Annotated in this window: 11 protein-coding genes; 10 read left to right on the top strand and 1 reads right to left on the bottom strand. The window is 65.5% G+C overall.

The features are described from left to right. The 10 genes from AC1Q6P_RS19690 to AC1Q6P_RS19645 all read left to right on the top strand — a co-directional run. Nucleotides 1–329: hypothetical protein (locus AC1Q6P_RS19690; protein ID WP_492663043.1), on the top strand; the 329-nt coding region annotated here is incomplete at its 5' end. A 73-nt stretch (nt 330–402) separates the two neighbouring features. Further along, entirely contained in the window at nt 403–1,389 is a 987-nt protein-coding gene (locus tag AC1Q6P_RS19685; protein ID WP_492663044.1) for an MBL fold metallo-hydrolase, read from the top strand. Nucleotides 1,390–1,400: 11 nt separating this feature from the next. Beyond that, the gene (locus AC1Q6P_RS19680; RefSeq protein WP_492663045.1) at nt 1,401–3,314 is read left to right on the top strand and encodes an FAD-dependent monooxygenase; all 1,914 of its coding nucleotides are present in this window, start codon (nt 1,401–1,403) and stop codon (nt 3,312–3,314) included. Further along, entirely contained in the window at nt 3,311–4,600 is a 1,290-nt protein-coding gene (gene hmgA / locus AC1Q6P_RS19675) for a homogentisate 1,2-dioxygenase (RefSeq protein WP_492663046.1), read from the top strand. Before AC1Q6P_RS19680 ends, hmgA begins: the two co-directional genes overlap by 4 nt. A 43-nt stretch (nt 4,601–4,643) precedes the next feature. After that, nucleotides 4,644–5,975: a fumarylacetoacetase gene (gene fahA, locus AC1Q6P_RS19670; protein WP_492663047.1), complete on the top strand. Its 1,332-nt coding sequence runs from the start codon at nt 4,644–4,646 to the stop codon at nt 5,973–5,975. Between the two features lie 647 nt (nt 5,976–6,622). Next, nucleotides 6,623–9,247, top strand: a complete 2,625-nt coding sequence (locus AC1Q6P_RS19665) for a TonB-dependent receptor (RefSeq protein ID WP_492663048.1) — start codon at nt 6,623–6,625, stop codon at nt 9,245–9,247. Between the two features lie 176 nt (nt 9,248–9,423). Then, nucleotides 9,424–10,788 (top strand): sugar MFS transporter, encoded by a 1,365-nt coding sequence (locus AC1Q6P_RS19660; RefSeq protein ID WP_492663049.1) that lies wholly within the window; start codon nt 9,424–9,426, stop codon nt 10,786–10,788. A gap of 204 nt (nt 10,789–10,992) precedes the next feature. Next, nucleotides 10,993–11,445 (top strand): BlaI/MecI/CopY family transcriptional regulator, encoded by a 453-nt coding sequence (locus AC1Q6P_RS19655; RefSeq protein WP_171827882.1) that lies wholly within the window; start codon nt 10,993–10,995, stop codon nt 11,443–11,445. Nucleotides 11,446–11,477: 32 nt separating this feature from the next. After that, entirely contained in the window at nt 11,478–13,013 is a 1,536-nt protein-coding gene (locus tag AC1Q6P_RS19650; protein ID WP_492663050.1) for a M56 family metallopeptidase, read from the top strand. Between the two features lie 281 nt (nt 13,014–13,294). Next, a complete protein-coding gene (locus AC1Q6P_RS19645; protein ID WP_492663051.1) occupies nt 13,295–14,518 on the top strand; it encodes a serine hydrolase domain-containing protein in 1,224 nt (407 codons plus the stop codon). An 82-nt stretch (nt 14,519–14,600) separates the two neighbouring features. Here AC1Q6P_RS19645 and AC1Q6P_RS19640 read toward each other — a convergent pair whose 3' ends face one another. After that, a complete protein-coding gene (locus AC1Q6P_RS19640) occupies nt 14,601–14,942 on the bottom strand; it encodes a YciI family protein (RefSeq protein WP_492663052.1) in 342 nt (113 codons plus the stop codon). Nucleotides 14,943–14,956 lie beyond the last annotated feature (14 nt).

The following is a 14,956-nucleotide window of genomic DNA, read 5'->3' as shown; positions in this document are numbered from 1 at the left end:
GCCCGCCGACGGGCGATTTGTGCGCGGCCGAGGGCGCAGCGGAGCGGCTCAGGCGCGCGTACTCGCGCGCTTCAAGCACTGACTCGGCGCCACTGTTTGACCACAGTGAGCGCAGCGAACGGAGGGAGTTTGGCGCCGCTGAGCCGGGCAGTGAGCACCGAGGGAAGTCGGCTCACAGAGCCGACCCGCGAACCATGAGCCCGGCGGCGGGCCGAGCCACCGCAGCGAGAAAGAACAACACAGCCGAGGTCTGCAATGAGCCGAATCTTGCCCATCATGAATTTGATTTGCGGTTGCTGAATTTGTTAAATATAGACAAATTCATTTGACTTTGGTTAAATCGAGGCCTGCCGCTTTGTGCTGTTCCGGCGCCTGCGATGGCCCCTCACCGAGACCTTTGTCATGAGCCACCCGAACTCGACGAGCCCCAAGACCTTTGCTTCGCAAGCCGATCTGGAGGTCAAGAAGGTCAGCTTTGACCAGCTGTCGCCGCATGCCTACGCCTACACGGCCGAGGGCGACCCGAACACCGGCATCGTCATCGGCGATGACGCGGTCATGGTGATCGACACCCAGGCCACGCCGGTGATGGCGCAGGACGTGATTCGCCGCATCCGCGAGGTGACGGACAAGCCCATCAAGTACGTGCTGCTCAGCCATTACCACGCCGTGCGCGTGCTGGGCGCCAGCGCCTACCGGGCCGAGGGCTGCGAGCAGATCATTGCCAGCCAGGACACTTACGATCTGATCGTCGAGCGTGGCGAGCAAGACAAGGCCAGCGAGATCGGCCGCTTCCCGCGCCTCTTCAATGCCGTGGAGTCGGTGCCGCCGGGCCTGACCTGGCCGACCCTCACTTTCACCGGCAAGATGACGCTCTGGCTGGGCACCTTGGAAGTGCAGATCCTGCAACTGGGCCGTGGCCACACCAAGGGCGACACGGTGGTCTGGCTGCCGCAGGACCGAGTGCTGTTCTCGGGCGATCTGGTCGAGTTCGATGCCACGCCCTATGCCGGCGACGCTTACTTCCAGGACTGGCCCGCCACCCTCGACCGCCTGGCCGCGCTCAACCCCGCCAAGCTGGTGCCGGGACGCGGCGCCGCCCTGCAAACGCCCGAGCAGGTGCAGGCGGGACTGAACGGCACACGCGCCTTTGTCAGCGAGCTCTACGGAAGCGTCAAGGCCGGCGCCGCCGCGGGCCTGGACCTCAACGCCGTCTACCGCGAGACCTATGCCCGCTTGGCAGCGCGTTATGGCCACTGGGTGATCTTTGCCCATTGCATGCCTTTTGATGTGACCCGGGCGTTTGATGAGGCCAGCGGCCACGCCGACCCGCGCATCTGGACGGCCGAACGCGATGTGGCCATGTGGAAGGCGCTGGAAGGCGTCTGAGGCTCAAGCCCATGCGCGATCCCTACGTCTACCCGCAGTACGAGGCGCACATCAGCGCCGACGAACTGCACTGGCGCGCCACCGGCGAGGCGGTGCGCCGCCCGGTGGTGATCGTCGGCGCCGGGCCGGTGGGCCTGAGCTTGGCGCTTGATTGCGCGGCACGTGGCTTGGCCGTCGTGCTGCTGGACGACAACAACAGCGTCAGCATCGGCTCGCGCGCGGTCTGCTATGCCAAACGCACGCTGGAGATCTGGTCGCGCCTGGGCCTGGCTGAAGACTTGGTGGCTCAGGGCGTGAGCTGGCGTTTGGGCCGTGTCTTCCATGGCGAGGGCCTGGCCTACGAGTTCGACCTGTTGCCCCAAGCCGGCCACGAGCAGCCGGCCATGATCAATCTGCAGCAGTACCACCTGGAAGAGCGACTGGTGGCTGCCTGCATGGCCGAGCCGCGGATCGATCTGCGCTGGAAGCACAAGCTGCTGGCGCTGGCTGAAGAGGCTGGGGACGCCAGCGAGGAGGGCGGCCCGCTGCGCCTGCGCATCGAATCGCCTGAGGGGGAGTTTGAATTGCTCGCCGATTGGCTGCTGGCCTGCGACGGCGCCAGCAGCGATGTCCGCCGCATGGTGGGCGCGGAGTTCAGCGGCAAGGCCTTCCAGGACCGCTTCCTGATCGCCGATGTGCACATCCCCGAGGCCCTGGGCTTCCCGACCGAGCGGCGCTTCTGGTTCGACCCACCGTTCCACCCCGGCCAATCGGTGCTGCTGCATCGGCAGAGCCGCAACATCTGGCGCATCGATTTCCAGCTCGGCTGGCAGGCCGACCCCGAGCAGGCACGCCAGCCCGAGAACGTGCAGCGCCTGGTGCGTGCCATGCTGGGCCCGGACGTGCCATTCGAACTGGAGTGGGTCTCGGTCTACCAGTTCGCCTGCCGCCGCATCGACCGCTTCCGTCATGGCCGTGTGCTTTTCGCCGGCGATGCCGCGCACCAGGTCTCGCCCTTTGGCGCACGCGGCGCCAACAGCGGCGTGCAGGATGCCGACAACCTGGCCTGGAAGCTGGCCGCCGTGCTGCAAGGCTGCGCGCCCGAAGCCCTGCTGGACAGCTACCACGGCGAGCGCGCGGCCGCCGCTGACGACAACCTGCGCCAGTCCACCCGCTCGACCGATTTCATCACCCCCAAGACCGCCACTTCGCTGCAACTGCGCAATGCCGTGTTGGAGCTGGCCCGGCGCGAGCCGCTGGCCCGACCCCTGGTCAACAGCGGCCGGCTCTCCATGCCCACGGCCTACCGCGGCTCACCCTTGAACACGCCTGATGAGCCGGGTAGGTTCGATGCCGGCCCGGCACCGGGTGAGCCCGTGTCCGATGCGCCAGTGCGCTGTGCCGGCCAGCCCAGCTGGCTGCTGCGCGAACTGCACCGGGCGGGGGCGGGCTTTGTGCTCCTGAGCTTCGGCGCGGTGGCCGCGACAGGGGTGCCGGCTGAGTGTCATGCGCTCGTGGTGGGCGAAGACTTGATCGACGCCGAGGGCCTGCTGGCCGCCCGACTGGACGCCCGACCTGGCACCGTCTACCTGATCCGCCCCGACCAGGTGGTGGCGGCACGCTGGCGCAACTTCGACGCGGCGGCTGTGGCGCAGGCCCTGGACCGCGCCCTGGCGCGCAGCCCTGCGCCTGCACCGATCGCGTCACCCGCTGCGTCGACCGCGACTTTGAAACGCCAACCGAATCTGCAAGACCCCGACGGTTTTTACGAACACCTGATCGCCGCCCAGAGCGATCTGGACGAGGGCCAGGCCCAGCGCTTTCTGGCCAAGCTGAGCTTGATTCTGGCCAACCAGATCGGCGACAGCGCGCTGCTGCGCGAGGCGATCGAACTGGCCCGCGAACCCGAATCTCCGACTTTGACTTCCATCGAATCTGCACCATGAGTGAAGCCCTGAACTACCAAGCCGGTTTCGGCAACCAGCATGTCACCGAGGCCGTGGCCGGCAGCCTGCCCGTGGGCCGCAACAGCCCGCAGCAGGTGGCCCATGGCCTGTACGCCGAGTTGCTCTCGGGGGCGGCCTTCACCGCGCCGCGTGCCGAGAACCTGCGCACCTGGATGTACCGCCGCCAGCCCTCCGTCGTGGTGGGCAGTTATCAGCCCCTGAGCCATGACTTTCTGAAAACCGGTGCGGCCGAGGGCCAGGCCGCTCCGCCGGACCCGCTGCGCTGGGCGCCGACCGCCATCCCCGAGGCTCGCAGCGATTTCGTTGCCGGCCTGCGCACCCTGGTCGTCAACGGCGACCCCGATGCGCAAGTGGGCATGGCTGCGCATCTCTACCTGGCCAATGCCTCGATGGAGCGCAGCGCCTTCGTTAACGCCGACGGTGAGCTGCTGATCGTGCCGCAGCAGGGTGCTCTGCGCATCACCACCGAGCTCGGTCGCCTGGATGTGAAGCCGGGCGAGATTGCGCTGATCCCACGCGGCCTGGCTTTCAAGGTGGCGGTGGACGGCCCCTCGCGCGGCTATATCTGCGAGAACTACGGCGCGCCCTTCCGCCTGCCGGAGCTGGGCCCGATCGGCTCCAACGGGCTGGCCAATCCGCGCGACTTCCTGGCCCCGGTGGCGCATTTCGAAGCCGAGGCCGGCGCCTACGAGATCATCAAGAAGTTCGGTGGCAAGCTCTGGCGCGCCGAGCAGGGGCACACGCCCTTCAATGTGGTGGCCTGGCATGGCAACTTGACGCCCTACAAGTACGACACCGCGCATTTCATGACCATCGGCTCGATCAGCTTCGACCACCCGGATCCGAGCATCTTCACCGTGCTGACCTCGCCCAGCGACACCGCCGGCTGGGCCAATGTGGACTTTGTGATCTTCCCGCCGCGCTGGATGGTGGCCGAGGACACCTTCCGCCCGCCCTGGTACCACCGCAATGTGATGAGCGAGTTCATGGGCCTGGTGCTGGGCCAGTACGACGCCAAGCCCGAGGGCTTCAAGCCCGGCGGCTCCAGCCTGCACAATGCCTACGTGCCGCATGGCCCGGACACCGAAGCTTTTGCCAAGGCCAGCAGCGTGGACTTGGCGCCGCACAAGCTGGACCACACCCTGGCCTTCATGTTCGAGACCCGCTGGCGCCTGCTGCCCACCGAATTCGCCCTGAACGGTGGCGCGCTGGAAGCCAGTTATGCCCAGTGCTGGAGCGGCCTGCAAGACCGTTTCAGCGCCTGAACCGACTGCAGCAATATTGACCGATAGTTTGAGAACATCCTCCATGAGCTTGATCGACCACACCCACAGCCCCAGCGCCCAGTCCTGGGTGGACAGCGCCAATGCGGCCGACACCGACTTCCCCATCCAAAACCTGCCCTATGGCCTGTTCCGCCGCGCCGGCAGCAATGAGAGCGCCCGCGTCGGCGTGGCCATTGGCGAGCAGATCCTCGATTTGCGCTTGGCCGCCGCCGCCGGCAAGTGGAGCAGCAGCGTGCAGGTGCTGCTGCAGCCCCTGGCCGATGGCAATCTGAATGCCTTCATGGGCCAGCCCTCGGCCGCGCGCCTGGAGCTGCGCCATGCCTTGTTCGATGCCCTGCTGACCGGCTCCAAGCAAGAGGCCGCCCTGCGCGCCTGCCTGCTGGCCCAAGCCGAGGCGCAGATGGCCGTGCCCTGCCGCATCGGCGACTACACCGACTTCTACACCGGCATCCACCACGCCACCACGGTGGGCAAGCTGTTCCGTCCGGACAACCCGCTGCTGCCCAATTACAAATGGGTGCCCATCGGCTACCACGGCCGCAGCTCGTCCATCGGCGTGAGCGGCGGCACGGTGCGCCGCCCGCTGGGCCAGCTGAAAAGCCCCGATGCTGAAGTGCCGGTGTTGGCGGCTTGCAAGCGCCTGGACTATGAGCTGGAGCTGGGCGTCTTTGTGGCCAGCGGCAATGAGTTGGGCACCCCCATCCCGATGGAGCAGGCCGACGAGCACCTGTTCGGCGTGACCCTGCTCAACGACTGGTCGGCCCGCGATGTGCAGGCCTGGGAATACCAGCCGCTGGGCCCCTTCCTGGCCAAGAACTTCGCCACCACCATCTCGCCTTGGATCGTGACCATGGAGGCGCTGGAGCCGTTCCGCGTGCCCTTCTCACATCCGGCCGAAGACCCGCAACCGCTGGCTTACATCGATTCACCGCGCAATCGCAGCGAAGGCGGCTATGCGATCGAACTCGAGGTTTGGATCCAGACCGAGAAGATGCGCGCCGCCGGCGAGCCCGCCACACGCCTGATGCGCTCCAACTTCAAGCATGCCTACTGGACCCTGGCTCAGATGCTGACCCACCACGCCAGCAATGGCTGCAATCTGCAGCCGGGCGACTTGATGGGCACGGGCACCCAGTCCGGCCCCGATGCTGCGGAAGGCGGCTCGCTGCTGGAGCTGTCGCTGGGCGGCAAGCAAGCCCTGACCCTGCCCAATGGCGAGACGCGCACCTTCTTGCAAGATGGCGACTGCATCAGCCTGCGCGGCTATGCCGAAACCAGCAGCCTGGCCGGCGGTGCCCGCCGCATCGGCTTCGGTGACTGCTGCGCCACCATCGTGCCGGCGCCGCAGCTCTGAGCCTTTGCAGCTCAATCGGGGAGGGCGGTGTCGCGAGGCGCCGCCCTCTTTTTTACTGTTGGTGGGGAAGTTCAGGGTTTGGCTTGCCGGTTTCGGCACAAAGCAGTCGCTCAGATTGGGCTGTTGCCAAGGGTCGCCTGGCAAGTGCTTCCGCTCATGTCCCCCGGTCCGCGCTGCGCGCGGGCCTCCTCCTTAACTTCGCTTCAGCACTCACCCGACACCCCTTGTCATTTCAACCGGTCGGCGTCTTCGTCGAAGGGGCAAGGCCTTGCTGGATCGGGGCGGCTGGGTGCTCTGCGAAGTGAAGTAAAGGAGGAGGCGCCCGACACAGTCGGGCGACGGGGGACATGAACGGAGCAGAGTGCCCAGTCGGCCCGATCGCCGCCCAATTTGAGCGACGGCTTTGTGCCGCTTCCCGCCCTTCAAACCGCGGGTATCCCCGCGCTTCCGTCTTGCATCAGCCCCTGCTTTGTAAGACTGGTGCAATGAAGTCCTGCAAAACGCAACGTGCTGATCTGGCGCTGCGTCGGGCCGCTAAATTGCCGAGGTCGAAGCATGGGCCTGCCCGGCTTGCTGCGCTTTCATCGCAGCGGACTGATTCAACTTCATCAAGCAAGACGCAAAAGAAACTCTCGGAGACCTGTTCCATGAACCAGCCCTTGTCGTTCCAGAAGAAACTGCTGCCCCAACTGATCAGCGCTGTGATTGGCACGCTGGCCTTGCAAGCTGCCCATGCGGCAGATGAGCCGGCCAAGACCAATGAGCTGGAGAAGGTGGAGATCCGCGGTATCCGCGCCACGCTGAACAAGAACCTCGTGGAGAAGCGCGAGAACTCCAGCATCGTCGATTCGATTTCGGCCGAGGATGTGGGCAAGTTCCCTGACAAGAACGTGGCCGATTCGCTGCAGCGCGTGCCGGGCATCTCGGTGGACCGCAGCTGGGGCGAGGGCAAGGCCATCTTCGTGCGCGGCACGGACAAGAACCTCAACATGACCCAGCTCAACGGCCAGGCCGTGTCGAGCTCGGAGTGGTGGCTGAATGAAGCCCAGACCCGCAGCTTCAACTACGACGTGTTGCCGTCTGAAATCGTCGGCAGCCTCGATGTCTACAAGAGCCCCTCGGCCGATCTGGATGAAGGCAGCATCGGCGGTCTGGTCATCGTCAAGACCCGCAAGCCCTTGGCCTTCAAGGATGCGCTGACCCTGCAAGCCTCGGCCGAGGCCATCTACAGCCAGCTGCCGGGCAAGACCGATCCGCAGGCCTCCGGTTTGCTGAACTGGAAGAGCGCCGACAAGACCTTCGGTGTGATGCTGGCTCTCAGCAAGCAAACCCGAACCATGCGCCGCGATGGCCTGGAGATGTTCGATGACGGCAAGTACGAGGTCCAGCCGGTCGACAAGAACAATGTGCCCACCGGCGCGGCCTCGACCAAGGCCTATGCCGCATGGGGTGGCGGCTCGGCCATCTTCCGCCAGGATCGCGATCGAACCACCGGCAACCTGGCCCTGCAGTTCCAGCCCAACCAGCAGACCGAGATTGTCCTGAATTACATGAATTCGGACATGAAGATGGACAACAGCAACCAGAACTACCTCTGGCAGGCCAGCGGTCAGGCGGTGGATGGTGTCATCAAGGTTCAGAACCCCAGCTTCATCACCACCTCGGACGGCACCAAGGCCCTGGTCGGCGGCTCGATCGGCCCCACCAATGTGTCCTTTGAGCCCATCTACCGCGAGTCCTATGTGAAGGCCAAGGTGCTCGATCTGGACGGTACCTTCCGCACGGATCGCTGGACCTTCCACGGCCAGGCGGGCACCACCTCGTCGGAAGGCGGCAGCCGCCATGACCGGCATTTCTGGATGGAAGGCAATGCCACGGCCACCATCGATATGGGCCTGGACAAGTACGGCGTCAAGTACGACATGGACCCGCTGAGCTACAAGGGCCTGGTGCTCAAGCCCGGCGGCGGCACCAGCGATCGCGTTCGCCGCATGGAGAGCAAGGAGAACTATCTGCAGGGTGATGTGACCCTGGATGTGGACAATGGTTTCATCACCACCGTCAAGTTCGGTGGCAAGCACCGCGACAGCACGCAGCAGAATTTCCGCAGCCAGGGGACGGCCAACGGCGCCGCCGCCAGCTGGCAAAACCTGACCCTGGGCGATCTCTCCACCGGCCCATCGCCCCAGCTGAGCCAGGCCGCTGCTTCGCCCGGTGCGCTGACCCAGTACCTGTGGTTTGATGATGCGCTGGTGGCCAGCAAGGCCATTCCCATGTTCGACAAGAACATGACGTATGCCGACGTGCTGAACGAGCATTACAAGATCAAGGAAAAGATCTCGGCCGCCTATGTCAAGGCAGACTTCTCCAGCGGCAAGTGGCGCGGTGATTTTGGCGTCCGCTTCGTCAAGACCCAGCAGACCTCGAACGGTTTTGCCCAGGCGGCCGACAAGACCTTCAAGCCGATCAGCCAGGACAACAACTACACCGACACCTTGCCCAGCCTGAACGTCGCGTACTCGCTGCAGAAGGACCTGATCCTGCGTGGCGCCATCTCCAAAGCCATGGCACGCCAGACTTTCGACGTGCTCAACCCGGGCCTGACCCGCGACGGCACCGTGCTGACCAAGGCCAAGGCCGGCAACCCGCTGCTCAAGCCCATCCACTCCAACCAGGCCGAGCTGGGCGCCGAGTGGTACTTCGAGGAAGGCTCGCTGCTCTCGGGCACGGTCTTCATCAAGAAGCTGGACACCTTCAACTACACCGACACCAAGCAGGAAACCATCAACGGCGAGGTGCTCAATGTCTCGCGCCCCTTGAATGCCGACAACGGTGCCGACATCAAGGGCTTCGAGCTGCAGTGGCAACAGGCCTTCGGCCGCAGCGGCTTCGGCGCCACGGCCAACTACACCTTCACCGATGCGAAGGCGGGTGCTGTGGCCGGCCAGCCGCGCCTGCAGGTCGTGGGCAATTCGCGTGACCAGTACAACGCCAGCGTGTACTACGAGCGCGATGGCATCAGCGCCCGTGTGTCCTACAACTACCGTTCCAAGTCTTACGGTGGTACGAAGATGGGCGGTCAGGAAGTCAACAGCGCCTACGGCCAGTGGGATGCCTCGGCCAGCTGGGACATCACGCCCAAGGTCTCGCTGTTTGCCTCGGCGGTCAACCTGGGCAACGAGCTGGTGCGCAGCAATACCAGTGATGGCCTGCCCTTGGGCGTGTACGAGAACGGCCGCCGCTTCGGCATCGGTCTGCGCGCCAAGTTCTGACGGGCGTCGAACGCGCCTGAGCGTGCCCGCTCTGCCGGGCGGGCACGCTGGGGCCGTCGCAACGGGCCTCCCACCTTCAGCGGAGGGAGGCCTGTTGCCTTGTGGGCGGCCCTCGACGGGCGGCTTGATGCGGGGCGAAAGCGCCCGCAGCCTCTTGTGATCACCTGGATACCTTCATGAACCAGCAGCAGACCTCATCCGCCTCCCGCGCCGGCTCCACTGCCAGCAGCGTGGTTCTGGCCATGCTTTTCATCGGCCTGATGTTCTTCATCCTCGGCTTCGTCACCTGGCTCAATGGCTCGTTGATCCCTTTCCTCAAGATTGTTTGCGAGCTCAACAATTTCCAGGCGCTCTGGGTCACCTTTGCCTTCTACATCGCCTACACCGTGATGGCGCTGCCCTCGGCCGCCATCCTGGCGCGCACCGGCTACAAGCGCGGCATGACGCTGAGCTTGGCGGTCATGGCTGTGGGCGCTTTGCTCTTCATCCCGGCCGCCAAGGTCGGCCATTACGGGCTCTTCCTGTTGGCGCTGTTCACGCTGGCCTCGGGCATGACGCTGATGCAGACGGCCATCAACCCCTACATCGTCTGCATCGGCGCGCGCGAGAGCGCGGCCATGCGCATCAGCATCATGGGCTTGTTCAACAAGGGCGCCGGCATCGTCGTCCCCCTGGTGTTCTCGGCACTGATCCTCTCCGGCTTCGACCAGAAGGCGGCCGTCGACCTGGCTGCGTTGGAGCCTGCGGCGCGCGCCCTGGCCCGCGCTGAGCTGGCCTCGCGCCTGATCACGCCCTATCTGGTGATGGCCGGTGTGCTGCTGGTGTTCACCGCGGTCATCCATTTCTCTTCACTGGCCGAACCCGATCTGGACGACGCAGGCGACAGCGCGCCGGTGCGCCTGGGCGAGGTGTTTCGCTTCCCGCAGGTGGTGCTGGGTGCCTTGAGCCTGTTCGTCTACGTGGGTGTCGAGGTGATCGCTGGCGACACCATCGGCCTGTACGGCCAGCAGCTGGGGGTGGCGAACTATGCCGTGTTGACCAGCTACACCATGGCCGCCATGGTGATGGGTTACCTGGCTGGTGTGCTCTTGATCCCGCGTTTCATCTCGCAGAAGACGGCCTTGCAGGCCTCGGCTGCGCTGGGGGTGCTGCTGTCTGCGGCAGTCGCTCTGAGTTCCAGCCAGGACAGCGGGTTTTCACAGTTGTTGCTGGGCTGGGCTGGCGTGCCGGCCGTGCCCAACACCGTGTTCTGTCTGGCGGCTTTGGGCTTGGCCAATGCCTTGGTCTGGCCGGCCGTCTGGCCTCTGGCCTTGCAAGACCTGGGCCGTCACACCGCCAGCGGCTCGGCCTTGCTGATCATGGGCATCGCCGGCGGCGCCCTGTTACCCATGGCCTACGGCCATTTTGCGGACGCCAGTGGCCCGCAAAGTGCCTACTGGGTGATGCTGCCGTGCTATGTATTCATCTTGTTCTACGCCACCCTCGGCCACAAGCTGCGGCACTGGGGGGATGGGTCAGAGCGCGCGCTCAAGCGCGCCTGATCGAGCGGGGCGGAGCGCATTTCAGCCGGATCGTGGGGCGGGTCGCATCGACACCGCCCCTTTTCATTGGCCCGGGCGCGCCCCTCTGCGGACTCTTGCGGGTTCCATGGTCTGGAGCCGAGTTGCATTTCAATACTAAAGAATTAGTTGTCAGGATGACGTCTTTGAGCCAGAATAAAACTAATTAATTAGTAGGAGCGCTTCATGGCCCGCCCCAAGTCCACCGAACTGACCCCCGCAGAGCAGCGCATCATGCAGGTCCTCTGGCGCGGGCGTGCCATGACGGTGCGCGAGATTGCGGCGGAGCTGTCGACTGAGCATGAGCTTGCCTACACCACGGTTCAGACCCTGTGCCGCATCCTGTTGGACAAGGGGCATGTCAGCTGCGAGAAGCAGGGTAAGGCCTTTGTCTACCAGGCGCTCACGGTGCAGCAAGAAGCCCGAAGCCAGGCCTTGCTGGGCTTGTTGAAGAAATTCTTTGGCGGCTCGCCGACCTTGCTGGCCCAGCATCTGCTGAACCAGGAGGCCTTGTCACCTGAGGTGGCCAGTCAGTTGCAGGCCCAGATCGATCGGGCTGCAGCGCAAGCCGCGGCGCAGGATCCCTCTGCAGCCACCGCGGCCCAGCCTCAGCTCCACGCCAAACGCCCCCGCGGCTGAGGCCGCAACACAAGGCGGCGAGGAGGCGCGCGATGGATGCCACGGGCTGGGGTCTGTATGTCTTGTTGCACGGCTTGTTGAGCCTGGCGCTGCTGCCCATCTTGGGGTGGAGCCGCCGGCTCCAGGGGCGCGTGTCGCCGGGCGGCATGCTCGGCCTGTGGTGGCTTTGGGCCGGGGCCCTGTTCCTGCTGCCCTTGCTGATGTTGCAGCCTTGGGCCATGGATCGGCAATTGCTGCCCTGGTTTCATGCCAGTGTGCAGCCCTTGGGCGCTACGTCTTCAGCGCTTCCAGGGCCAGAGGCGGTTCTGGACCCCTTGGCCCCGCTCGCGATCAGCTGGCCTTTGAGTTCCGAGCTCCTGGCGAGGCTGGCTCCGCCGACCTGGTTGTGGTGGCTGCTGCCGATGGTGAGTGCTTTCAAGGCCGTGCGTCTGGGGCAAAGCTATCGCCGGACTCGCGCTCTGCGCCAGCAGGCCCTGAATTGGAAGGAGGCGCCGGCAGGCTGCCCTGTGCCTGTGCGGGTTCACCCCGGCGTGGACAGCGCCATGCTGGTGGGGCTGCGTCAGCCGGAAATCCTGCTGCCAAGCGCCTACCTGCAGCATCTGAATGCCGCGCAGCTGACCCTGATCGTGCAGCATGAGCTCTGCCATCAGCAGCAGGGTGATCTGCGCCAGCATGTGCTACAGCAAGCCTTGAGCTGCTTGTTCTGGTGGAGCCCGGCCTGGCGGATCGCGGCGCAAGAGCTGAGTCGCTGGCGCGAGCTTCGTTGTGATGCCCTGGTCAGCCGCCAGCAGGCGCAGCCGCATCGCTACGCACAAACGCTTCTGGATTGCGCTCTGCTGCAGCAGAAGCAGCCGGGGGATCGGGGACCGGGGCGCGCGCTGGCCCAGCGCTGGTGGCATGCGCCACTGCTTGCCTTGCGCATTGACGCAGTGCTGCGGCAGGAACAGCGCCCGCAGTGGCTGTGGCAGGGCGGGCTGCTGGCGCTGCTGCTCTTGGGCAGCAGCCTGTTTTTGACCCAGCACTTGCAGCTGGCCGACCTGCCGGCTCGCCATGCGCAGGTGAGCGTCAGCGAGCTGGGCCGATTGAGCGTGCTGCTGGAGCGCGTGGCGAGCCAGGATGTGCCGGGAGTGCAATCACTGCTGGCCGAGGGCGCGCCCTTGAATCTGGCCCGGCCTGGCGACGGAACGCCGCTGATGATGGCGGTACGCCGCCAGTCCCTCGCGTTGGTGGAACTGTTGCTCAAGGCCGGTGCCGACGCCAATATCAGCAGCCGGGGCGACGGCAATGCGCTGATCCTGGCTGCTCAGGGTGGCCAGCTGTCCATCGCCCAGCGCCTGCTGGACGCCGGTGCCGATGTCAATGCCGCCGTGCTGGGCGATGAAACGCCTTTGATCCAGGCCGCACGTCGGGGCGACCTGGCCATGGCCCAGTTGCTCCTGGCGCATGGCGCCCTGATCAATCTGCAGGTGCAGACCCCGATGTCCGATGGTCGGGTCTGGCGTTCGGCCCTGAACCAAGCGTCGACGCCCGCCATGCGCGAGCTGCTCTTGCAGCGAGGAGCACGCTGATGCTGCTGCTACCCCGCGTCCGAGGCCCCTGACTCCGGGCTGTGTCGGGCCGCGCAGGCATGCGCGGCGCTCCCGACCTTTGCCTCCCCGTCCTGTTCATCACCCTCGCGCAGCTTCGTGAGTGCGCCCATGGTGCCGCCGGCCGCCAGGGAGGCCTGCTGCCCAGTGTTCCGCCTTGACGCCGCGCCCTTTGTTGTTGTTCTGTCGACCCGGCCGCTTTTTCCTGAGTTCTCAACGTTCTCCTCAGTCTTCTCTTCTCTTCAACCCTCAAGGAACCCGTGATGCTGAAATTCAAACTCCGAAGCCTGGGCCTGCTGCTCTGTGTCGGCCTCGGTGGCTGCCAGCTGTTCCCTCGGGCGCTGCCTGTCCCTGCCGAGGCACCGCAGCAGTCCGAGGTCTATCAGCCGCAGTTCGCAAAAAGCGCGACCGAGGCCACCCAAGCGCTCGCGCAAGCGCGCACACAGCAGCGCTGGCCCGCCTTCACGGCGGCGGTGTCCTGGCGAGGCGATCTGGTCTGGGCGGCGGCGAGCGGCTATGCCGATCTGGAGCGCCAGGCGCCGGCAACGATTGAAACCCAGTTTCGCGTCGGCAGCACCTCTAAGGCCGTGACCGCCACCGCCATGGCCCGGGCCGTGACTCGATCCGAGCTGACCATGGACACTCCGATTGGGCAGTACAAGGCCGATCTGCCCAACCCTGCATGGCAAGCGATGACCCTGCGTCAGCTCATGTCTCATACCGCGGGGATGCCGGCTTATGCCGAGAACACGGATTGGTCAGGCAAGCTGCAAAGCTGGCTCAAGTGGGGGCGCTACACCGATGTGAATGAGGCCTTGGGCTTGTTTGACGACGCCCAGCTGCTCTCCGCCCCCGGGCAACGCTTCCACTACAGCTCCTTCGGCACGGTCCTGGCCAGTGCCGTCTTGCAGAGCGCCACCGCTCAGCCCTTTCTGTCCTATCTTCATGCCCAGGTCAGCGAGCCCTTGGGCCTGAGCTCGCTCGCAGCGGCAGAGCAGCCGCATGAACAGCAAGCGCGTTTCTATGAGACCCGCGGCGGCGTGGCGCGCCTGCACCGGCCGGTCGATCTGAGCCAGAAATGGGCTGGAGGCGGCCTGGCGGCCAGTTCGGTGGATCTGGCGAAGCTGGGCGCTGCCTGGTTGCGCCCGTCCTTCATTGCAACGCCGGTTCGGCAGGATTTCTGGACGCCCCAGCGACTGGCCGATGGGCGCGAGAACGAACAGTCCTACGCCTTGGGTTGGCGCCACTCCAACTTGCAGCACCTGTACTGCGACCGAGCCCATCCGCTCCAATCCGCCGTCAGCTATGTGCATCACGGCGGAGTGTCCGATGGCGCGCAAAGCTTGCTGATCATCTATCCGCAGTGGGACCTGGTCGTGGCCGCCAATATCAACACCCAAACGGCCGACTGGTGCGACTTCGCCCGCGAGGTCAGTCAGCTGACCAAGCCCTTCCTGCGTCAGCTCGCACCTGATTTGCTGAACTGAAGGCCCGGGGCTGCTCCTGATCTGCCGTGCCGCACGGTGTCTGGCCAAGGCGCCGCTGCCTGGCTCGACGCGGCAAGCGGGCTCAGGACTCCGGGTCGAACATGAAGACCCGCAGCTCCTGCTCGCAGCGGCAGGCGGCGGCCAGCCGCGTCGCCCAGGCCAGCGCGGCCTCACGCGAGGGCAGCTCCAGCACCGCAAAACCGCCGTCCAGCGTCGGGCTCGTGCTGCCCGCGCCTTCTCGAACCGAGCCATCGCTCGTCACCCGCAGCGGCGCCACGGCCGCGTCAATCCCACCCGCGAACACATACACCCCCGCTGCCTTGGCCTCGCGAATCACGGCATGGGCGGCCTCGGCCACCGCCGGCAACTCCTCGGCGGGCACAAGCATGGCTGCGGCGGGGAAGGAGATCAGGTACTTGCTCATGGGGCGCTTTCCTT

This window comes from Roseateles sp. GW835-FHT13E02 (genome assembly GCF_058794035.1).
This window is presented reverse-complemented; position numbering and strand designations above follow the sequence as displayed.